The organism is Salinibacterium sp. UTAS2018, assembly GCF_004118935.1.
Lineage (GTDB): Bacteria > Actinomycetota > Actinomycetes > Actinomycetales > Microbacteriaceae > Rhodoglobus.
In genome coordinates, this window is the sequence record NZ_CP035375.1 from 1324036 (window position 1) to 1345420 (window position 21385).

Below are 21385 nucleotides of genomic sequence, written 5' to 3' on the forward strand. Positions count from 1 at the left end.
TCCGACGCTCCTTGATCTTCGAAATCGGCAGCGTTCGCATGATCCAAGCCTCACCCGTTGATCCAGAATCGCAGCCTCGACAGCTCGCAGCGTCGGCTGAAAACCGTGCGGTCACGAGCTCGGTGATTCGTCTTGGACGCCTGTTGGCGCCCATGAGATTGATAGAAAGCGCTGGTTTAGTGAACGACATGAACGCTTTCTTCAACTACATCGGAGCCCGATCGACCGATCCCCCGGCAGTATTGGTGCTCCCACTCGATCGCTCCGGAGTTGCAGCGTGATCGCCTGCCTATTGCCTCCGACTTCCCTGATTCCTTCATCGAAGGATGTTCAGGCGGAGCTTCGTCGGCGCGCCGTCGCCCATCCGGGCGGGTTCGCAGACCTCGCGACCGCCTCTCCCGTTGACCCGACGCCGCAGGTCTTCATCGATGCGCTGGCAGCCGCGGGTGGCGCGCCGGGTTATCCGCTCACCATTGGAGTAGTCGAACTGCGCGACGCGATGGTGGATTGGTTCGGTCGCGTCCGCGGAGTCGCCCTTACTCGGGGCGAGGTGCTTCCCACGATCGGGTCTAAAGAGCTGTTAGGTTTGCTGCCATTCCTGCTCGGGCTGGGTGCAGGCGATGTCGTAGTACGCCCCGAGCTCGCCTATCCCGCCTACGACGCAGGGGCACTAGCTGTGGGGGCCGACGTCGTCGCTGAAGACGATCCCGCCCTGTGGCCCGAGACGACCAAGCTCATCTGGCTGAACTCCCCTCGCAATCCCGACGGCCAGACCCTGACCGTTGAGGAGCTGCGACGCGCTGTCGCGCGAGCTCGTGAACTCGGTGCGGTGATCGTCGGCGACGAATGCTACGCGGTGTTGAACGAGGTCGACGGGCAGCGGATACCGTCCATCCTCGACTCGAGGGTTGTTGGTGACGACAAGAGCAACGTCCTCGCCTCCTATTCGGTTAGCAAGCAGTCGAACATGGCTGGGTACCGTGCTGGCATGGTCGCCGGGGACGAGCAACTGATCACTCAAATCGCAGCACGACGCCGCGACCTGGGACTCATTGTGCCGGCGCCCGTGCAGCGAGTGCTCAGCGCAGTCCTCTCTGACGACGAGCATGTTGCCGCACAACGCGCTCTTTACACCGCCCGACTCGAGCGTCTTCGCTCTGCCGTGGAGGCTGCCAGATTCCGCATTCAGGGATCGGAAAGCGGCCTGTATTTGTGGGCCACGCTGGGCAAAAGCGGCGTGGATACAGCCATGGAGCTCGCCGAAATCGGCGTCCTCGTCTCCCCCGGCAAGTTCTACGGAGCGAGCGGCGAGCAATTCGTGAGGTTCGCGATAACGGTACGGGATGAGTACCTCGACCAGGCGATCAGCTCGCTACGGTCGTGGTCCCGCTAGCGAGAGACTTCCCGCGCCTTAGAAGGCGATCATCACCTTCAACGCTTCGCGGGCATCCATGGCGCTGTAAGCCTGCGGCACCTCGTCGATACTCACCACGCGATCGAAGACGCGGCCCGGAGTGATCGCGCCATCGAGCACATCCTTGATCGCCGGTTCGAGATAGGCGCGCACGGGGGCAGGTCCCCCTGTGAGCGTAATGTTGCGGCTGAAGAGCGAACCCCATCCGATTGGCGCTTCGGAGTACTGCGGAACGCCTACCCGGGAGATCGTGCCGCCCACGCGGACGGACCCCAGGGCCTGCTGGTAAGCCGGGAAGTGGCCAACCGCCTCGATGACGACGTGGCTCCCCTCGCCGCGGGTGAGTTCGCGCACCCGGGCTACCCCTTCTTCTCCGCGCTCGGCCACGATCTCGTCGGCCCCAAACTCGACACCGATATCAGTGCGCGACTCATGGCGCCCCATGAGGATGACCCGATCGGCTCCGAGCTTCTTGGACGCCAAGACGGCAGACAGCCCGACGGTGCCGTCACCGATCACCGTCACCGTCTTACCTGCTCCGACTCGCCCCATATGCGCGGCGTGGTACCCCGTGAGGTAGACATCGGACAGGGCGAGGAGCGACGGGAGCAGTTCACTCTTCTCGTCGACGCCCGGCACAGCCACGAGACTGCCGTCTGCCTGTGGCACCCGTGCGTATTCCGCTTGGAAGCCGCCGACCTCAGGTTTGTTGTAGAAACCGCCGTGGAGGCAGGAGGTGTGGAAACCTTCTTGGCAAAAGACGCAGGTATTGTCCTGGTAGGTAAACGTGGCGACGACGAAGTCCCCTGGTTTCACCGTGGAGACCTCGGAGCCAATTTCCTCCACTATCCCGACCATTTCGTGACCCATCGGAGCAGCGGTCGGGCCAGCCTTACGGGTGTGGAAGGGGTGCAAATCTGACCCACAGACGCAGGCACGGACCACCCGCACGATGGCGTCCGTTTTCTGTTGGATAACGGGATCCGCAACCGTTTCGACTCGGACATCGCCCGCGCTGTAGAGAAATGCTGCCTTCATAGAGTTACCTCACACAATGAACCTGCGGCTGAGGTCGCTCTCCTCGGGAATCCGTGAGCGCGCGACCGGCTGACGACACCAGAGTACACGGGGCATTCTTTGAACTTGGGCAGGGAATTTCACGTCTTCCGTAGGCGCATCACGTCTTCAGTAGGCGCATCACGTCTTCAGCATTCGCAAATCTGACCCTGAGCTCGCCGGCGGCATCCCGCGCGGCCGCTACGTCGGGTCAACCATCACCTTCAGAGCGGTGCGCTCATCCATCGCGGTGTAGCCGTCAGGGGTCTGCTCGAGCTTCACGGTCTGGTCGAAGACGAGGCCGGGGTTCACGGTTCCGTCGAGCACTCCGGGCAGCAGTTGTTCGATGTAGGCGCGAGCAGGGGCCACCCCGCCGACAAGGCCAACGTTCTTGCCGAAGAGGCTACGACGTCCGACCGGGGCATCCTCGTACTGGGGAACGCCGACACGGCTGATGACACCGCCCGCGCGTACGACGCCGAGGGCCTGCTCGTAGGCGGGCATGAAGCCGACCGCTTCGAGAACGGCGTGGCTTCCCGTGCCGCCGGTAAGTTCGCGCACTTTTTCGATACCTTCTTCGCCTCGCTCGGCTACAACATCCGTCGCACCAAAGGTGAGACCCAGATCGGTACGTGCCTTGTGGCGCCCCATGAGGATGATGCGCTCGGCGCCCATCTGCTTGGCCGAGAGCACGGCGAGCAGGCCGACTGCGCCATCGCCGATCACGGTAACGGTCTGGCCGGGTGCCACGCGAGCCTTGTAGGCGGCGTGCCAGCCGGTGGCGTACACGTCAGAGAGCGAGAGGAGACCCGCATACTGCGACTCGTCAACGGTGCCGGGAACCTTCACGAGGGTTCCGTCGGCGTAGGGCACGCGCACGGCTTCGGCCTGGCCGCCAGTGATGTCGCCGCTGCCCCACCAGCCACCGTGGATGCACGACGTCTGGAGCCCTTCGAGGCAGAACTCGCACGTTCCGTCGGAGTACGCGAATGGGGCAATGACGAAGTCGCCGACTTTGAGAGTGGCAACGTCCTTACCCAGTTCTTCGACCACGCCGATGAACTCGTGACCGATGGGGCGAGCATCCGCATCCGCCGGCATCGAATGGAAAGGGTGCAGATCGCTGCCACACACGCACGCGCGGGTGATGCGAACGACCGCGTCAGTGCTCTCGATGAGCTTCGGGTCGGGGGCCGTGATGACGCGGACATCGCCGGCGCCGTAAATGTAAGTTGCTCGCATGGGTCTATTCAACGCCTGTGTGACCCCGCGCGACGAATCAGTCTTCGTTCAGCGAGCAGGAGTAGTGCCGCGGTCGCCACGCTGTAGAGACATCCGGTAGACAGATATATCTAATTCGATATAATCGTGCTGGAGGTTCTAATGACCGCATCGTCCCTGCTCCGCTTGTCCCGCCGTGCAAGCGGTGTCACGCAGGGCGCGCTCGCTGCACGCTCACACATCAGCCAACCCAACGTTTCCTCAATCGAGAGCGGCAAGAGGAACCCCACCGTCGAAACCTTGGAACGCTTGCTCCGCCAGACCGGACACCGCCTCATTGCCGTCTCTGCCTCTGGCGTTGACGCAACAGAAACGGCCGAACGCATCGCCACAGCGACATCCCGCAACTCAGCACTTCGCGCATTCCTTGACTTCTCTGACAGTCTCGCGCGCGCAACCGACATCGACCGCATTCTTCTCAGCGCAAGCGAGCCCGCCACCACCACAAACCACTTCTGGGATGCCGCACTAGCCGCACTAGTCGATCACCGACTAAGCGTGGCCTCATCCCCCAAACCGGCATGGATCAATTCGCCAATACGCACCCTCGCATCCCCGCTGTCATCGCACTTGGGCGACTACGATCTCGCGCCGGATATCGCAAACGTTCCCGAAGAATTTCTGCGGAGAAATGTGTTGCTCGAGCGCGCGACGCTGGAGAGTGTCTAAGGATGCAGCTAGAACGCGATGATCTAATCGAAGGTCTGCGCGACCTCGTTCGTGCGGTTCAGGAGCGGCAGCTATCGCACGTTTGCATTCAATGAAGCTCGCAGCGGCGCGGCCCGGCCGAGATCCAGACGATATCGCAAAGCTGCTCTCCCTCAACGGCATCGCAACCGTTGCGGCCGCTGAGGAACTATACGAAAACTTTTACCCCGGTGATGCGCTCCCCGACCGCACAATTGCGCTGCTCGACCGGATTTTCAGTGTCGGTCTGCCGACCGCTCCTCCACGTCCGGAGAAACCCCGCCTCAACTGAGCCAAAGATCACGACCGGGTCACCGGTGGTCACCCCTCCGAAAGGCAGCAACAACATGGCCAGCTTTGCCGACAAGCCCATTCTTGAGCCCACAATTGCCGAATGGACTGCGTTTCTCGAAGACGCTCCGTCGCCCGAGGGAGTGCGCCTCAAGCTTCGAAAGAAGCTGTCGAAAGCGCCCGGGATCACCTGGAGCGAAGCCCTCGACGTTGCACTGTGCTTCGGATGGATCGATGGCCAATCACTGCGCCTCGACAACGACTACACACTGCAAGCGTTCACTCCGCGCCGCAAGAACAGCCCGTGGTCTCAAGTAAATCGCGACCATGTTGCGCGCCTCATCGCGGATGGCACGATGCGCGCCGGCGGCCTCGCCGAAGTGGAACGCGCCGAAGCGGACGGTCGCTGGGATGCCGCCTACAGCCAGAAGAATATGACGACTCCCCCAGACCTGCAGGCCGCGCTCGACGCGAACCCAGCGTCCGCCGAGTTTCACGCCAGCCTCACCCGAAGCGTGCGCTTTCAGATCTGCGCGCGGCTCACCGGCATCAAGACGCCGGCGGTGCGGGCAGCCCGCATCCGCGACGTGGTCGAGCGAGGCGCCGTGGGCGAGCACCACTACGCGCAGCCAAAGCCGCGGCCGTAGCCCACTAGTTGGCGGCTCGGACGAGCGGGTGGCTAAGCAGATCAGTTCAACCCGCCAGCCAGCTAGAACTGTCCGCGCAGCTGCGCGATACGCCGATCGAGATGCTGCTGCTCGGCGGCATTCGTCACCAATTCGCGCGCCCGGGCGAAGGCGTCGGCCGCGGCATCCGCATCGCCAGCACGCAGCGACAGCTCGGCGCGAGTGGCCCAATATAGGTGATAGTTCTCGAGGCCGGTGATGCCGCTGAGCAATCGCAATCCAGCATCGGGGCCGTCGGCCATTGAGACCGCGACGGCACGATTGAGAGCAACCACGGGAGAGCCACCCGTCATTGCCAGCAGCACCGCATAGGCGGAGGCGATGGCCGGCCAGTCGGTGTCGGCGGCCGTGCGCGCGGTGGCGTGGTGACGCGCAATAACCGCTTGGATCTGGAAAGGCCCGGGCCGCAGCCGTGCCAGCGCACTATCCAGGAGTCCGTTGGCTTGCTCGATGAGCTCGCCATCCCAGCGGGTGCGATCTTGATGTTCGAGAAGAACCAGTTCGTCCCCGCGAAAGCGAGTGTCGTGGCGGGCGCGAGCGTAGAGCTCCAGCGCCAGCAATCCTTCAACTTCGGGGTTGCCCGGGAGCAGTTCGCGCGCGGTGATCGTGAGCCGAATCGCTTCTTCCACGAGGTCGATCCGCGCGCCAGCGGTGCTGCCCCGCGAGAGGTAACCCTCGTTGAAAATCAGGTAGAGAACCGTGAGCAGCGCATCCACTCGCAGCGTGAGGTCTTCGGGAATGCTCAGCGGGATGCCGGCGTCGCGAATCTTGCGCTTGGCCCGCACGATTCTTTGGGCGAGAGTCTGTTCGGGCAGCAAGAACGCCGCGGCGATGTCGGTGGTTGTGAGGCCGCCGACGAGCCGAAGCGTCCACGCCACTTGGGTGTCTCGACCCAGCGCCGAGTGACAACAGAGCAAGAACAAGCGAAGGCGTTCGTCGCCCGAGTAGTGAGCATCGTCAATCATGTCGGGCACCCCCTCGTCGTTGCCGCCGGGGTCGCGATCGCCATTGTTGTGCTCAGCGGCCGCCATCAGATCGGGGGCTGATCGCGCCAACCGTCGGGCGGCGGCAGCGTCGCGCCTCACCCGATCCACAGCGCGATTGCGCGCGACCGTGTACAACCACGCGGCGGGGTTGTCAGGAACCTCGGCCCAGTTCAGCGCCTCGACGAGCGCATCCTGCACCGCATCGTCCGCAACGTCGAGCCCAAAGCGGTGCGTGAGAAGAGCGAGCACGTGCGCACTCTCCTCACGCGCCAGGCGGGTGACCGCCTCTGAGTTATCCGGCACGCTACGAGGGCATCACCGGGCGAACCTCGAGCGAACCTGCCGGAAGCGGCACCTCGGCGGCAAGCGCGAGCGCCTCATCCAAATCCTTGGCTTCCACGATGTAGAAGCCACCGAAGTGCTCTTTGGTCTCAGCGAACGGGCCATCGACGATGGTGTCGCCCGCACCATACGCTCGCCGAATCGTCGTTGCCGTTTCGACACCGAGCAACTGGTCAGCGGCCACGTAGTGACCGCCATCGATCAGCTTCTGGTTGTAGGCCATCCACGGCGCCATCATCTCGTCGAAGCCCGGTTCTCCCGGGTTCGGTCCGTCCATGGGTTCTGAGTGAATCAGGATCATGTACTGCATGGTTTTTCCCTAACCGATCTGTGACGTGTGGCCGAAGAGGCCGATGACAACGGACATGACGATGAGAACTGCGAGTTGATGACCCATATCGATCGCAAACAGCGCCGGGGACTTCTTCTCAAAAAGATACTCGACAGCATTACGCGATGCGGTAAACCCGAGCCAGCCAATGGATGCCACCGCCAGCGTGACCGCCAGAAACGAGCCGCCAAACTGGTCGTGGGCGATCGCCGCCGCAAGCGCCAGCACCGTTGCCGTTATGGCCGTGGCCACGAGCGCCAACAGATACGCCCACCCGGGAGTCTTCGCACTCAGCTCTATTCCGGCTCGCGCCGCCCACGGCTTACCGAGAAGGGCTGGTGAGAACCAGGCCCATCCCACGAGCATTCCTGCCACCGTCGCTACCGCGATTGCCAGAAAGTTCAGCGTCATCATGTCCTTTCGGGGCCGGGAATTTCCCTGCCCTCACTGACATGACGCAGCGCCCGTGCCGAATCGACACGGGCGCTGCACAAAACTTTAGAAAAGTTTTAGACGCCAACCGGCTTCGGTTGACTGGGGTGCGGTTCGTCCTTGAACGAGGCTTGCGCCTTCCACATTTTGACCTTCATGTCGGCTTCGACTTCAGCGTATTCCGGTGTTCCGTAGACGTTGTTGAGTTCGTCGGGGTCGGTTTCGAGGTCGTAGAGTTCCCACTCGGAGGGGTACGAGAATGGCCCGGTTCCGGGCACACCCAATCCGTCGTTGTAGAAGAAGATCAGCTTGTAGCGGTCGGTGCGGTAGCCGTAGTGAGCGGGCGCGCGATGGAAGACATCGTCGTTCTCCCAATAGCGGTAGTACATGCCCTCGGCAGGTTTGACATCCGGGGTTTCGATGAGGTCGGGCCAGAGGCTACGCCCCTGCATGCGTGGGTGGTGCTCGACGCCGGCCGCATCGAGGATAGTCTGCGCGAGGTCAACGTTGGTCACGATGCCCTCGTACGACTTGCCGGCCGCAAGCTGTGCGGGGTAGCTGAGCACGAACGGCATCCGTAACGATTCTTCGTACATAAAGCGCTTGTCGAACCAACCGTGGTCGCCCAAGAAGAAACCCTGATCCGAGCTGTACATGAGAAGGGTGTCGTCGAACTCGCCGCGCTCTTTGAGCCAGTCGGTGACACGGCCAACGTTGTCGTCGACCGAGGCGACGCAGGCAAGGTAGTCCTCCATAAAGCGCTGGTACTTCCACAGGGCGAGCTCATCATAGGTGAGCCCTTCGGGTGGCGTCTGCTTGAGGTCGTCTTCGTTGAGGTTTTCGGCAATGCGCATCGCGGCCCGGCGAGCGGACGACGTGCGCGTCTCGTAGTCATCGGTGAATGTCGCGGGCACCGGGATGGGGTCGGAGTACATGCCGGCGTGCTTCTCGTCGGGCTCCCACGGGCGGTGCGGTGCCTTGTGATAAATCAGCACACACCAGGGGTCGTCCCCCTCAAGCTCATCAACCCACTTGAGCGATAGATCAGTGATGATGTCGGTGGCATAGCCGGAAACCGTGCGCAGCCCATCCGGGTTCAAGAATTTCGGGTCGTGGTACTCGCCCTGCTCAATGAGCACATCCCAGTAGTCGAAGTTTTGCGGGTCAGCTTCGCCGCCATCACCCATATGCCATTTTCCGACTATGGCCGTGCGGTAGCCCGCTTCTTTCAGCTGCGACACGAACGTTGGCTGACTGGCATCGATCGGCGTTACTAGGGTGCTGACACCATTGATGTGACTATATGTCCCCGTGAGAATGGATGCTCGACTCGGCGAACACAGCGAGTTGGTCGCGAAGCAGTTGTCGAGTTTCCACCCCAGCTGCGCGATCTCGTCGATGCGCGGAGTCTGGTTCACTACCGACCCATACGCGCCAATGGCGTGCGAAGCGTGATCATCAGTGAGGATCATCACAATATTGGGGCGGCGCTTAGCGTTCTCAGTCATAGTTGTTCTTTCGTCGTTCAGCGTGCTGCTCTAGACCGCTGACATGTCGATCGGAACCCAGGTTCCGGACTCCATGGAGCGGTAGGCGGCATCAATGATTGCGTTGTCGATGTAGCCATCAACAAAGGTTTGGCGTGGTTCGACACCCGCGCGATAGCACTCCACAAAGTGGGTGAGTTCTCCGTGGTAGCCATACACCCAGGGCTCGTCGGGCACGGGAGTGATCCAGCCTGTGGCGGCTCCGGCCTTTTCGACGACATAGTCGGCGGGGTTTCCAGCGAAGGCACGGATGCCCGTCTCCCCGGTCTCGTCGGTGCCGATCCAGCCCGCGGTGCCGTGAATCTCGTTGCGCACATCCAACCCTGCGATGTGCCCCCAACTCACTTCGACCTGGGCCATGCGGTCATCCTCAAAACGGATGAGCGCAACAGCAGTATCTTCGGTCTCGACGTCGTCACGCGAGAGTCGTGCACCCCACGCGAAGACCTCCTTGGGAACGGTGTCGTAGCCGATGAACCAGCGGCCGATGGCTACGCAGTGGCAGCCGAGGGCACGCAGCGGTCCGCCGCCCGAACGCGAGACGTCGCGCGCATGTTTGTGCGGATGCCCGTGGGATTCCCGCGCCCGAACCGAGGTCACTCGGCCAACGGCGCCGGCATCCACGAGTTCTTTCGCTTTCACGAGGCCCGGAGCGAACACTTCGGTTTCGGCGTAGGCGTGCCAGACGCCGGCTTCGCGAACGAGGCGTAGGCATTCGGCAGCTTCGGCTGAGTTGCGGCCGAGCGGCTTGGTGCAAATGATGCCCTTGCCGGCGGCTGCCGCTGCGGCAACAACCGCAACGTGTTGGTCTTGAGGGAGCGCGACGATGACGATGTCGACGTCGTCGCGCTCCACGAGTTCAGCGACAGTGGAGACAACGACCGGAATGCCGAAGCGTTCCGCGAATGCTGCCCCCGACTCCGCCGAGCGTGCCGCAACAACCGTTACGTCATGCCCGCGGATGCTGCCGAGTGCTCGAAGGTAGAAGTCGGCTACGAACCCGGCGCCCACGATCCCTAAGCGGACCGGAGCACCGGTCCCTAGCCGACTGCTCACTTGAGGTTGTCCTTGGCTGCGGCGAAGAGATCGATGTTGATGAAGTCTTCCGGAGCGGCAGCTTCGTCGGTGGTCAGGCGACCGACCTCAACGAAGAGCTGCGTGAAAGCACCGAAGCGCTCAAACGTGGAACCATCGGCGTTGTCGGCCAGAATCTGGTCAGACGTCCACCACTCGAGGCCATCGGCCTGGCTCTGCAGCTGGTCAGCGGGAGCACCCGAGAGTGCCGCGGAGAGAGCAACCGTGTCTTCGGTGTCCGAGATGCGGTAGTCGTTGGCTTGAATCCAAACCTCAAGGAAGCGCGTGAGGGCTTCGCTCTTGTCTGCTGCCGCATCGTTAGAAGCAACCCAGGCTCCGAGGAACTCGGTTTCGGGGAAGTCGCGGTTGTTGGCGATGATCTCTGCGTCCGGAACCGACTCGAAGATCTGGTCGCTCAGCGGCGAGAAGATGGCGGCAACGTCGATCTGGCCAGCAACGAATGCCGATACAACGCTCGGCGGGTCCAGCGGGATGCGCTCGATGTCAGCCTCGGTGAGGCCAGCTTCTTCGAGAGCGAGGGCGAGAATCATTTCGCCCGATCCGCCATCCGGAACACCGATTTTGAGTCCCTTGAGGTCGGCCATGTCGGTAGCGCCCGACTCGGGAGAGGCGATGAGGAAGTCACCAAAGGTGCTCTCATTGGGGGTGATGACGGTGCCTTGGCCGGAAGCGGGCATCCACATGGCGCCACCACCGATGTAGCCGACGTCCAGTGATCCACTGGCCATGGCCTGAATCTGCGTGGGCCCGTTGGTGAACGGAACGAGGTTAACGTCGAGGCCAGCCTTGTTCCAAAGGTCTTGGTCGTTCGCGACGGCGATGATGCCAACGCCGTTGATGCTGGTATCGATGTAACCAACGTTGATGGCGATGGGCTCATCGCCGCTGCTGTCAGTGCTGCCGGAGTCTGTCGTGCAACCGGTCAACGCGAGAGCAAATGTTGCGGCGACTGCTGCCGCGCCGAGCATTTTCTTCTTCATGGGGCGTCCTTGCCTGTGATTGTTGATGCGTAATGGGTAATGAGTGGTTGGGTCATTCGTGGTGGTGCACTCCGCGCCAGACTCTGGCGCGGATCTCGGCAAACTCCGGAGAGAGCCGAATCTCCTCCCCGCGGGGATACGCGAGGGGAACGTCGATAATTTCGCTAATGCGACCGGGGCGTGGGCTCATCACGACAACGCGGCTCGCGAGGTACACGGCCTCGTCCACGTCGTGGGTGATGAAGACAACGGTGCGCTTTTCTTTCTCCCAGGTCTCGAGCAGGTCATCCTGCATCTGCACTCGGGTGAGGGCGTCGAGGGCACCGAACGGCTCGTCCATGAGCAATACCGACGGATGCACGGCATAGGCCCGCGCGATGGCCGCGCGCTGCTTCATTCCGCCCGAGAGCTCCTTGGGAAGCGCGTTGGCGAAATCCTGCAGACCAACGAGGCTCAAGTAGTGCATGGCCCGTTCGGCCCGCTCCTTCTTGGGAACCTTCTGCAGGCGAAGCCCGAACTCCACATTTTCTTGAGCGGTCAGCCACGGGAACAGCGCGTACTGCTGAAAAATCACGCCACGGTCGGGGCCGGGGCCCTTGACGGGTTCGTCGTTGACGAGCACCTGACCCGAGGTCGGCATGAGCAAACCACCGACGAGGTTGAGCATTGTGGACTTGCCACAACCGCTGGGGCCGACGAGGGTGATGAACTCACCCTGTTCAACGTCAAGGCTGACGTTGTCGAGGCTGACCGTGCGGCCACGCTCCGTGTTGTAGATCTTGGTGACGTCTTTGATCGAGATGAGAGGCATCAGCGAGTCTCCTGCCAGCGGGTAAGTCGCCGTTCGGCGAGAAGAAGCAAACGGTCCATGATGAAGCCGAGGGCGCCAATCATGATGATGCCGACGACGATGCGGTCGGTTTGAAGGAACTGCGCAGCCTGTTGCATCATCCGGCCAAGGCCCGTGGGCGCCGCGATCAACTCCGAGGCCACGAGCGTGGCCCACGATGCTCCGAGAGCGACGCGCATACCGACAAAGATGAACGGGGTGGATGCGGGAATCACGACGCGAGTGAAGATCGTGAGGTCTCCAGCGCCCAGCACTCGCGCAGCATTGATGAGCGTGACATCCACGTTTCTCACGCCCTGGAAGGTAGCGAGCACGCAGGAGAGGAAGGCGGCGAGGAAGATCACAAAGATCTTCGCCGTTTCACCGATTCCGAGGATCACGATGACGAGCGGGATGAGTGCCAGCGGCGGGATGGTGCGGAAGAACTGAATCCATGGCTCAAGCAAACCTCGAGCGAGCCAGTACCAGCCCATGAGGAAGCCGGCCGGGATGGCAAGGGCTACTCCGAGGAGGAAGCCAGTCGTGACCCGCGTGAGACTCGTGACGGTGTGGCCCCAGAGGGTGCCGTTGCCGATGAGCTCTGCAAAGCTCGCGATGACGTCGATCGGGGTCGGAATCAGTGCGTTACGCGACAGCACCGCGCTCAGCGTCCAGATCCCGATCCCCAGGAAGAACGTGACCACATACAGCCCCTTGAGAGAACGCTCGCCCTTTTCGGTGTCCTCTGCGACGGCTGTCGGTGTTGCCATGGTTAAGGCCTCTGGTTCGACCTGTCGTTCACTCATGTCGCGTTCCTGTTCGACGTCATTGTCTGATCCTCTTCGTGGGGTAGGTAAGTGATGGCTTAGATGTAGAAGTAGCGTTCGAGGGCTGCGGTTCCGCCACCCAGCACTCCCGCGTACATGCCGAGCGACGATGGCTCGATACGAACGAGGGGGCGGATGAGCGGAAAGACTTGTTGGCGGGTCTGCTCCGTCAGGCGCTCGAAGAAAGCCTCGGGCACCTCGGCGAGCGCGCCGCCCAGCAGAATCACGTCGGGGTTCAGCAGGTTTACGATCGCCGACATGGCGGTCGCGAGCTGGGTGATGATGGCGTCGATGGATGCTCGGGCGACGTCGTTCGTGTCGGCCGCCGCGTACAGCGCGGTGAGCGCTCCCCCGCCGTTCGCCGAAACCCCGGCTTCGGCGAGCTGGCGCTGCAGGGCGCCTTCGCTCACGAGAGTTTCGAGGCATCCGTTACCGCCACAGACACAGGCGATGCCGTTGTCGATGACGTGAAGGTGGCCAAGCTCGATGGCTCCACGAACACCGCCGGCGAAGGGCTGGCCTTCGACAACCAGCCCGGCGCCGAGTCCGGTGCGCAGGTAGATAAAAGCAACACTGCCGAGGTCTTTCGCTACTCCGAAGCGCGCTTCGGCCAGAGCCATCGAGCGAACGTTGTGCTCTACCGTGACGGGTAACCCTGTCAGCGGCTCAAGGATGTCGGCGACGGGCACGTCTCGCCAGTCGAGGTTGATGGGGAGGAGGATGCTGCGGCCGGCGACATCCACGGGGCCGGGTACCGCGACGCCGACGCCGATGACCATGGACTGGTCATATTCCGATGCCGCGATAAGTTCGTTGATCGCGCCAGCCGCTTCGACCATAACGTCGGCGGCGGGAATAGCGATGTCGTAGCTGAGCGAGCTGGAGGCCACTGTGCCGCCGAGGAGATCGATGAGGCCGAGTTGCACAAAGCCGACGCCCACCTGAACGCCCACGACAACGAAGGCGTCGCGCACGATGGAGATCTCGGTGGCGGGGCGGCCGAGCTTGGTCGGCGAGATGGAGTTGCCCTCCACGATTACGCCTTCGTCCGCCAGCTGGGCTACGGCACGAGTGATCGTGGTCGGGCTGAGGTGCGCCCGCCGAGCGAGTTCGATGCGGGGTAGCGGACCGTGGTCTCGCAGCATCGTCAGCACCTGTGCACGCACGGAGGTGGCTTCATCGAATCGGCTTAGGGCTTCATTGCTCACTTAGAGAAAATAACTCTGTTGACAGACGAAAGTCAAGCCGCGCCGTAACAAAAGCGCATCGCTCCCTGCGCCCTAGAGTCACCTGTCTACCGCGTATTTTCGCGCCGAAAACCCCGGAATTCCGGGGCCGAAAACGCAAAAACGGGGACCCGCGCTAGGCGCGGATCCCCGTGAGTTTTGCTACAAATTACGCACCGGGGGTGAGTACTGCATCGATGAGGTAAACGGTCGCGTTGGCCGTGTGAACGCCACCACAGATAACGTTGGCGCCATTGACGGTGATGTTGTCGCCGCTACCTTCAACGGTGACCATTTCGCCGTTGACGGTCTCGAGCTCACCAGCGATGTCAGCGGGCAGGATCTGGCCGGGGACAACGTGGTAGGTGAGGATGCTCGTGAGCATTTCGGCGTTCTCCGGCTGCATGAGTGCCTCTACGGTCTCAGCAGGAAGTGCTGCGAAAGCGTCATCGACCGGAGCGAAGACGGTGAATTCTGAACCGTTGAGCGTGTCAACAAGGTTGACGTCGGCGTTCAGGCCACCGGATACTGCGGCGGTCAGGGTGGTGAGAAGCGGGTTGTTCGACGCGGCTACTGCTACCGGGTCCTGGGCCATTCCGACGATCGAGCCACTTCCATCCGGAACGGTCTCGGCGTAAGCGGCACAGCCGGCGCCGACGAGGTCGGTCGTGTAGTCCATCTCCATTGACGGCGAGCTCTCTGCGGGAGCAGGTGCTGCGGTGTCGTCTGCTGCTCCAGTGGAACAACCGGCGAGGCCGACCATTGCTACTGCAGCGAACGTGAGGGCGGCGATGGTGTTGCGCTTAATGGATCGCATGTGAATCTCCTTGGTGAAAGTGTGTGGCCCCCGAATGGACCCGGCTTACCGACTCGCTGCCGGCTTACACAGGACTATTCGGGGCACCCCCGAAAAGGGTTTGGAACTTTTTCAAACTTTCTTTAAATCGCTTTCGCCTATAAGAGAGGTAACGATTGGTTGCGCGTAGGCTCACAACGGCCCCATCGCTCTGCTGACTGCACCTACCGACTGCTCAGACACGTTCCCCTACTCCCCCGCGTCGGAGTGGCGGTACTTAGGCGTCGCCGTGCTCGCGCTGGGCGTCGCCCTCGGCGGAAGCGTTCTCGCCTAGCGCTTCGGGCGGCGCTTCCGACGGCATCCGAAGCCCACCGCAGACCACCACTAGTAAAGATGTAGCAATCTCAGACCAACCCTTACGGGCCACGGTTCCGAACTGAGTGCAACCGTCCGGGCTTCCGGGCGTCACACAGTTCTGCGGAGGAACCTCATGCTCAGTCTCGCCCTCATCGGCTTCCTAGGAGGCATCATCACGGGTATATCCCCGTGTATCTTGCCGGTTCTGCCGGTGATCTTCTTGTCTGGCGGTGCCATGAGCGCCCGCGGTGAAGGGGAAACCAAGAAGCGTCGCTTCGCTCGCCGCACGATGCCCACCGCATCCGACGCCGCCGCCATCAGCGAGACAGCCACTGCAACTGCAACCGCTGAAAAGGATGCCGCCCCGAAGGTTTCGCCGTGGCGCCCTTACTTCGTTATCGCTGGCCTCGTGGTCGCGTTCAGCGTCTTCACGCTCATCGGTTCGCTCATCCTGGCACTGCTCAACCTCCCGCAGGACTTCCTGCGCTGGGCCGGCATCGTCGTTCTCGTTCTGATCGGCCTTGGCCTGATCATCCCCGCTTTCCAGCACATTCTGGAAAAGCCCTTCTCGTGGATTCCGCAGAAGAACGTCGGAACAGACAAGGGCGGCTTTGTGCTCGGTCTGGCTCTCGGTGCCGTCTACGTGCCCTGTGCTGGACCAGTCCTCGCCGCGATCACGGTTGCTGGCTCGACCGGACGCATCGGGCCCGAGACCATCGTGCTCACCATCACCTTCGCTGTCGGTGCAGCTCTCCCGCTGCTCATCTTCGCTCTCGCCGGCCGTCGTGTCGCCGAGCGCGTCAAGACGTTCCGCAAGCACCAGCAGAAGATTCGCGTCACGGGTGGCGTTCTCATGATCGCTCTGGCCATTGGCCTCGTCTTCAACCTGCCGCAGGCACTCCAGCGTCTCGTTCCTGACTACACGAGCGCTTTGCAAGACCAGTTCAGCAACTCAGAACAGATCGCAGAACAGCTCAACCTCGGTGGCCTCGTCAACGAGCAGAACAAGGATCTCGACCAGTGCACGAACGGTGGCACCGAGCTCGAGAGCTGCGGTATCGCTCCTGATATTCAGGGCATCCAAGAATGGTTCAACACCGAGAACAACGAAGAAATCACTCTGGATGAGCTACGCGGCGAAGTCGTTTTGATCGACTTCTGGGCGTATTCCTGCATCAACTGCCAGCGTGCGGTTCCGCACATCAACAGCTGGTACGACGCCTACAAGGACCTCGGTTTGAACGTCATCGGCGTCCACTCCCCCGAGTACGCGTTTGAGAAGGTTCCCGCGAACGTCAAGGCTGGTGCCGAGAACTACGCGATCGAATACCCGGTTGCTCTCGACAACAACCTGAGCACCTGGACCAACTACCGCAACCGCTTCTGGCCGGCACATTACCTCGTCGATGCTGAGGGCGTTGTTCGTCACATCAAGTTCGGTGAAGGTAGCTACCAGACCACCGAGAAGCTCATCCGTGAACTGCTCGTGGATGCCAACCCTGACGTTCAGTTGCCGCCAGCAACCGAGGTCAGCGATGACACTCCCGAAGCCGGAACCACGACTCCGGAGACCTACCTCAGCCTCGGCAAGGTAGTGAACTACGGCGGCGACGAGAAGTATTCATCGGGAACCAACACCTACAGCTTCCCGTCGAAGCTTGCGGACAACAGCTTCGCCCTCAAGGGCGACTGGGAGCTTTCGTTCCAGAACGCGACTCCCCGCAATGGCGAGGGCTCGATCAAGCTGAACTACACCGCGAGTGAAGTTCGCATGGTTCTCGGTGGAGAAGGCACGATCACCGTGAAGCGCGATGGTAAGACGGAGACCATTAAGGTTTCCGGTACGCCGAACTCCTACTCGATCATCCCCAAGGGAGACACGATTGAGACCGGCACACTGGAGGTGACCGTGAGCGAGGGCGTTGAAGCGTACTCGTACACCTTCGGCTAACCAGCACTCCTCTGCATAACGACACAGGCCCCCGATCCTCATGGATCGGGGGCCTGTGTCGTGGAAAACTTAGCGCTGGTTACGGCTCCGGAGTGGGAGTCGGGGTCGGCGTCGAGTTCTCGTTGAAGTTGTCGCCGGCGACCTGAATGAGGAAGGCCTGGAAGCTAGCGAGATCGTTGACCGCACCTTCGTACTTCACACCGTTCACAAGAACCGTAGGGGTTCCGGTCACTACTCCGACATCCGAGTTCGGGATCGGGTCTGACAGGGCACGAGCTGTCGAGTTCTTGACCCAGGTCTTGAAAGTCTCATCGGTGATGCACTCCGCGATTGCATCGGTGTTTTCCACACCGACGACATCGAGAAGGTCGATGAGATCATCATTGCTGAGCCCAGCAGTGTTTTCTGCCGGCTGCACTGCTTCGGAAAGCAGGGTGTTGTGGTAGCTGTAGAAATCGTTGGGCGAGCTGTCAGCGACACACGCCACTGCATTCACTGCCCGCGACGAATAACGCTGGCCCTGCGAAAGGCGATCGAGAATCGTGATGGGATGAATTTCGAGAGTCGCGGCGTCATTCTCGACGAGGCTTTCGATGTATTCCGCGTTGGTCTGCTCGAATGAACCGCAGATCGGGCAGAGGTAGTCGACATAGATTTGAATGTCGAGAACGCCGGATTCTTCATCCCGATCGTTCGCGATGGGGTCGGCATCTGAGGCACGCGCATCGGTCGGTGTCGCGATGAACCCCTGATTGAGCTGAATACCGTCGCTGGCAAAGTTCTGCGGGCCGGGGCCTGCGGGCTGGTTGGAGTTCACCAAAACTAGGGCGATGACTGCGACGATGGCAACGAGTGCGAGGCCGACGCTGCCCTGAAGGACCCACTTGGTACGGCGGTCCTTCTTCTTTTGTTCATCACGCTGAACGCGAGCTTTTTCCCGTGCCGCTTCGCGACGCTCATTCTTCGTGAGTCGGCCATCGCCGGAGTTGCCGTTGCTCAATCGAACCTCATTCGCCATGTGTGTCGCTGTGTCGGGCGCCCAGAAATTACGGCGCACCCACCGATTTTAGAAGGAATCTCTGGGAATTACCCAACTGATCTCTAAGTTCGGCACCGTTCTGGGGTGGACCACTCGGTCGAGTGACCCCCAAAAGAGTGCAATAATGACGCAACGCGGTTTCGACCGCTGTCCATCACAACGGATCGTCCGGCACGTACCTGCCGGTGAAGGAGAAAACTAGAACAATGGCGTCTGTAACTTTTGACAATGCAACCCGCCTCTACCCGGGATCAACGATTCCGGCTGTAGACAAGCTGAATCTTCACGTAGAAGACGGCGAATTTCTCGTACTTGTCGGGCCCTCGGGTTGCGGTAAGTCCACCAGCCTCCGCATGCTCGCTGGCCTTGAAGAGGTCAACGATGGCAGCATCCTCATCGGCGACCGCGATGTCACCGACGTTCCGCCGAAAGACCGCGACATCGCCATGGTCTTCCAGAACTACGCTCTGTACCCGCACATGACGGTTGCCGAGAACATGGGCTTCGCGCTCAAGATCGCCGGCGTCAACAAAGAAGAGCGTGCTGCACGCGTACTCGAGGCGGCAAAGCTGCTTGACCTCGAGCCTTACCTTGGCCGCAAGCCCAAGGCCCTCTCGGGTGGTCAGCGTCAGCGCGTTGCCATGGGCCGCGCTATCGTTCGCCAGCCCCAGGTCTTCCTCATGGATGAGCCGCTCTCCAACTTGGATGCCAAGCTGCGCGTTCAGACTCGTACGCAGATTGCTAGCCTGCAGCGTCGACTCGGGGTCACCACGGTTTACGTGACTCACGACCAGACTGAGGCGCTCACCATGGGTGACCGCATTGCGGTCCTCAAGGATGGTCTCCTCCAGCAGGTCGGAACCCCTCGCGACCTGTATGAAGCACCTCAGAACGTATTCGTAGCGGGATTCATCGGCAGCCCTGCCATGAACCTGTTCAGCGTTGACATCGTCGACGGTGGCCTCCAGTTCGGTGATGCCGTTGTCGCGGTTGACGCCGAGACGCTGGGTGGCACTGACGCCAAGACCGTCACGATCGGCGTCCGCCCCGAAGACGTGCTCGTCTCGACGACCGGTAGCGGTCTTCCGGTAGACGTCGACCTCGTTGAAGAACTGGGTGCTGACGGTTACCTCTACGGTCACGCAGACATCAAGGGTGAGCGTGTTGACATCGTTGCTCGCGTCGATGGCCGCTCGCACCCGAACGCCGGCGACAAGGTCTTCCTGACCCCTGAGCCTCACCACGTGCACGTCTTCGACACCGAGACGGGCCTGCGCCTCACCAAGAAGCCTGTAGTCGCAAGCTAACTTTCGCTTTACGATCGAGCCCGTCGACGTCGAACCCAGTTCGGATGTTCGGCGGGCTCGTTCTTGTTTAAGGACATTTGAATGACTGGTTCCGTCAACATCACCGCTGCGACCGCTGATCCAGCTTTGCTCGACCTCCCCTGGTCGTTACCGCTTGAGCTATGGCCCGACGACGCCATCGCGACTCTCCCCAAGGGCATCTCGCGCCACCTTGTGCGCTTTGCCAACCTCAGCGGGTTTATTGTCGCAATCAAGGAGACGTCAAGCGAACTCGCGAAGCGAGAGTACGAGATGCTGCGTACGCTGCAGAAACTCGACGTGCCCTGTGTCGATCCTCTCGCTATCGTCACGAACCGTACGGCTGCCGATGGTGAAGAACTCAAGTCTGTTCTCGTTACCCGCCATCTCAAATTCTCGCTGCCCTATCGCGCCGTGTACTCGCAGAGCTTGCGCCCCGAGACTGCGCGGCGCCTCGTGGATGCGCTCGCGGTGCTGCTCGTGCGCCTGCACATCGTCGGCTTTTTCTGGGGCGACGTGTCGCTCTCCAATACCCTCTTTCGCCGCGACGCTGGTGCCTTTGCCGCGTATTTAGTAGACGCCGAGACCGGTCAGCTCTATGACCGCCTCTCCAACGGCCAGCGAGAGAATGACCTCGAGATCGGTCGCGTCAACATCGCCGGCGAACTACTCGATCTGCAGGCGGGCGGTCGTCTCGAAGAAGACATCGATCCCGTCGAGATAAGCAACGGAATCGTCGCTCAGTACCGCACCCTCTGGCAAGAGCTCACGGGTTCTGAGCGATTCGACCACTCCGAGCGTTGGCGCATCAACCAGCGCGTCGAACGCCTCAACGCGCTCGGCTTCGACATCGAAGAACTCGCCATCAAGACTGAAGATTCCGGCACGCGCGTGCGCATTCAGCCCAAGGTGGTGGACGCCGGGCACCACTCGCGGCGTTTGCTGCGACTCACCGGGCTCGATGCCCAAGAAAATCAGGCCCGCCGCCTGCTCAACGACATGGATTCCTATCGAGCCGCGTTCGACAAGCAAGATATGGACGAGGAGATGCTGGCCCATGAGTGGGCTGCGCGCGTCTTCGAGCCGGTGATCCGGGCTATCCCCAAAGAGTTGCGCGGAAAGCTCGAGCCCGCTGAGGCCTTCCACCAATTGCTCGACCACCGCCGCCAACTGGCTCAAGATTCCGGCCACGATATCCCGCTCGCCGAGGCAGTGAGTAGCTACGTAGAGAACGTGCTGCAGTTCCGGCGCGACGAAGCCACAATGATCAATCCGCCCACGGGCGCGTTCACGATGCCGATCAGCCTGCCGCTCGACGCTGAGGGCGCTCCGGACGCCGACGATGATGGCGAAGACTGGCGCCTCAAGGTTTAGCTCGCAGCGCAGCGGATGCTACGACAGCAGCTGCTCTAAACCGCGACCGGTCACGTGTTCGAAGACGAGATTGGTTTCCGTGTGAGCGACGGCTGGATGGCTGGCCAAGTAGGTCAGCATGAAGTCTCTGAGCTCTGCCGCACTGCGAGCTGCGACGTGGAGTAAATAGTCATCCCCACCACCGGTGTGAAAAAAGGCGAGCACGCCGGGCCAGCGAGGAGCTGCGCTACGGAAGGCATCCACGTCTTCTCGCACGTGCTTGACGAGCTTGATCGAGATGAGGGCTTGTACGCTCATCCCGAGTTTGGCGACGTCAATATCGGCGTGGAAACCGCGCAAGTAGCCTTCGTCGTGAAGTCGGCGCAATCGTTGCGAGACGGTGGACTCCGACACTCCAGCGTCCGCGGCGAGCGAGGAACCCGAGCGGCGGGCGTTCGCGGCCAAACTGGCTAAAATCGCACGGTCGACCGAGTCGATGGGCAAGCTGTTGGGTTCTTTCACGGAAGCCTCCTTCGTCGCAGCATATTCGAAAA

The 21385-nt window shown here is 61.5% G+C and carries 21 protein-coding genes; 7 read left to right on the top strand and 14 right to left on the bottom strand.

Annotation, left to right across the window (positions count from 1 at the left end):
* Positions 1–292: 292 nt before the first annotated feature.
* Positions 293–1393: a succinyldiaminopimelate transaminase gene (gene dapC, locus ESZ53_RS06295; protein WP_129072045.1), complete on the top strand. Its 1101-nt coding sequence runs from the start codon at positions 293–295 to the stop codon at positions 1391–1393.
* An 18-nt stretch (positions 1394–1411) separates the two neighbouring features.
* On the opposite strand, the gene ESZ53_RS06300 is transcribed toward dapC, so the two are convergent.
* Together ESZ53_RS06300 and ESZ53_RS06305 are read right to left on the bottom strand one after the other, a co-directional pair.
* Entirely contained in the window at positions 1412–2452 is a 1041-nt protein-coding gene (locus ESZ53_RS06300) for a zinc-binding dehydrogenase (protein ID WP_129072046.1), read from the bottom strand.
* 219 nt (positions 2453–2671) lie between these two features.
* Positions 2672–3712: an alcohol dehydrogenase catalytic domain-containing protein gene (locus tag ESZ53_RS06305; RefSeq protein ID WP_129072047.1), complete on the bottom strand. Its 1041-nt coding sequence runs from the start codon at positions 3710–3712 to the stop codon at positions 2672–2674.
* A gap of 141 nt (positions 3713–3853) precedes the next feature.
* Between ESZ53_RS06305 and ESZ53_RS06310 the strand changes: the two genes are divergently transcribed.
* From ESZ53_RS06310 to ESZ53_RS06320, 3 genes are all read left to right on the top strand, one after another.
* Entirely contained in the window at positions 3854–4420 is a 567-nt protein-coding gene (locus ESZ53_RS06310; protein ID WP_129072048.1) for a helix-turn-helix domain-containing protein, read from the top strand.
* Positions 4421–4511: 91 nt separating this feature from the next.
* A complete protein-coding gene (locus ESZ53_RS06315; RefSeq protein ID WP_129072049.1) occupies positions 4512–4730 on the top strand; it encodes a hypothetical protein in 219 nt (72 codons plus the stop codon).
* 55 nt (positions 4731–4785) lie between these two features.
* Positions 4786–5376: a YdeI family protein gene (locus ESZ53_RS06320; protein WP_129072050.1), complete on the top strand. Its 591-nt coding sequence runs from the start codon at positions 4786–4788 to the stop codon at positions 5374–5376.
* Positions 5377–5438: 62 nt separating this feature from the next.
* Here the strand turns inward: ESZ53_RS06320 and ESZ53_RS06325 are convergent, their stop codons facing one another.
* From ESZ53_RS06325 to ESZ53_RS06370, 10 genes are all read right to left on the bottom strand, one after another.
* The gene (locus ESZ53_RS06325) at positions 5439–6650 is read right to left on the bottom strand and encodes an RNA polymerase sigma factor (protein ID WP_246837407.1); all 1212 of its coding nucleotides are present in this window, start codon (positions 6648–6650) and stop codon (positions 5439–5441) included.
* Positions 6651–6705: 55 nt separating this feature from the next.
* Complete coding sequence (locus ESZ53_RS06330) at positions 6706–7053, bottom strand: YciI family protein (RefSeq protein ID WP_129072052.1); 348 nt, start codon at positions 7051–7053, stop codon at positions 6706–6708.
* Between the two features lie 9 nt (positions 7054–7062).
* Complete coding sequence (locus ESZ53_RS06335) at positions 7063–7488, bottom strand: DUF1761 domain-containing protein (RefSeq protein WP_129072053.1); 426 nt, start codon at positions 7486–7488, stop codon at positions 7063–7065.
* Positions 7489–7583: 95 nt separating this feature from the next.
* On the bottom strand, positions 7584–9014 hold the full coding sequence (locus tag ESZ53_RS06340; RefSeq protein WP_129072054.1) for a sulfatase: 1431 nt from the start codon (positions 9012–9014) through the stop codon (positions 7584–7586).
* A gap of 30 nt (positions 9015–9044) precedes the next feature.
* Complete coding sequence (locus ESZ53_RS06345) at positions 9045–10109, bottom strand: Gfo/Idh/MocA family protein (RefSeq protein ID WP_129072055.1); 1065 nt, start codon at positions 10107–10109, stop codon at positions 9045–9047.
* Entirely contained in the window at positions 10106–11128 is a 1023-nt protein-coding gene (locus tag ESZ53_RS06350) for an ABC transporter substrate-binding protein (RefSeq protein WP_129072056.1), read from the bottom strand. Before ESZ53_RS06350 ends, ESZ53_RS06345 begins: the two co-directional genes overlap by 4 nt.
* Before the next feature lie 52 nt (positions 11129–11180).
* Entirely contained in the window at positions 11181–11939 is a 759-nt protein-coding gene (locus ESZ53_RS06355; protein ID WP_129072057.1) for an ABC transporter ATP-binding protein, read from the bottom strand.
* Complete coding sequence (locus ESZ53_RS06360) at positions 11939–12763, bottom strand: ABC transporter permease (RefSeq protein ID WP_246837408.1); 825 nt, start codon at positions 12761–12763, stop codon at positions 11939–11941. Before ESZ53_RS06360 ends, ESZ53_RS06355 begins: the two co-directional genes overlap by 1 nt.
* A 59-nt stretch (positions 12764–12822) precedes the next feature.
* Positions 12823–13992: an ROK family transcriptional regulator gene (locus ESZ53_RS06365; protein WP_129072058.1), complete on the bottom strand. Its 1170-nt coding sequence runs from the start codon at positions 13990–13992 to the stop codon at positions 12823–12825.
* A 187-nt stretch (positions 13993–14179) separates the two neighbouring features.
* A complete protein-coding gene (locus tag ESZ53_RS06370) occupies positions 14180–14827 on the bottom strand; it encodes a fasciclin domain-containing protein (protein ID WP_129072059.1) in 648 nt (215 codons plus the stop codon).
* A 469-nt stretch (positions 14828–15296) separates the two neighbouring features.
* On the opposite strand from ESZ53_RS06370, the gene ESZ53_RS06375 reads away from it, so the two are divergent.
* On the top strand, positions 15297–17114 hold the full coding sequence (locus tag ESZ53_RS06375) for a cytochrome c biogenesis protein DipZ (protein WP_129072060.1): 1818 nt from the start codon (positions 15297–15299) through the stop codon (positions 17112–17114).
* Positions 17115–17193: 79 nt separating this feature from the next.
* Here the strand turns inward: ESZ53_RS06375 and ESZ53_RS06380 are convergent, their stop codons facing one another.
* Entirely contained in the window at positions 17194–18171 is a 978-nt protein-coding gene (locus ESZ53_RS06380; protein ID WP_246837409.1) for a thioredoxin domain-containing protein, read from the bottom strand.
* 188 nt (positions 18172–18359) lie between these two features.
* Between ESZ53_RS06380 and ESZ53_RS06385 the strand changes: the two genes are divergently transcribed.
* Positions 18360–19460 (top strand): ABC transporter ATP-binding protein, encoded by a 1101-nt coding sequence (locus tag ESZ53_RS06385; protein WP_129072061.1) that lies wholly within the window; start codon positions 18360–18362, stop codon positions 19458–19460.
* Positions 19461–19541: 81 nt separating this feature from the next.
* Positions 19542–20852, top strand: a complete 1311-nt coding sequence (locus ESZ53_RS06390) for a DUF4032 domain-containing protein (RefSeq protein WP_129072062.1) — start codon at positions 19542–19544, stop codon at positions 20850–20852.
* Between the two features lie 18 nt (positions 20853–20870).
* On the opposite strand, the gene ESZ53_RS06395 is transcribed toward ESZ53_RS06390, so the two are convergent.
* Positions 20871–21353, bottom strand: coding sequence for an Lrp/AsnC family transcriptional regulator (locus ESZ53_RS06395; protein WP_129072063.1), 483 nt, complete (start codon positions 21351–21353; stop codon positions 20871–20873).
* Positions 21354–21385: the final 32 nt, after the last annotated feature.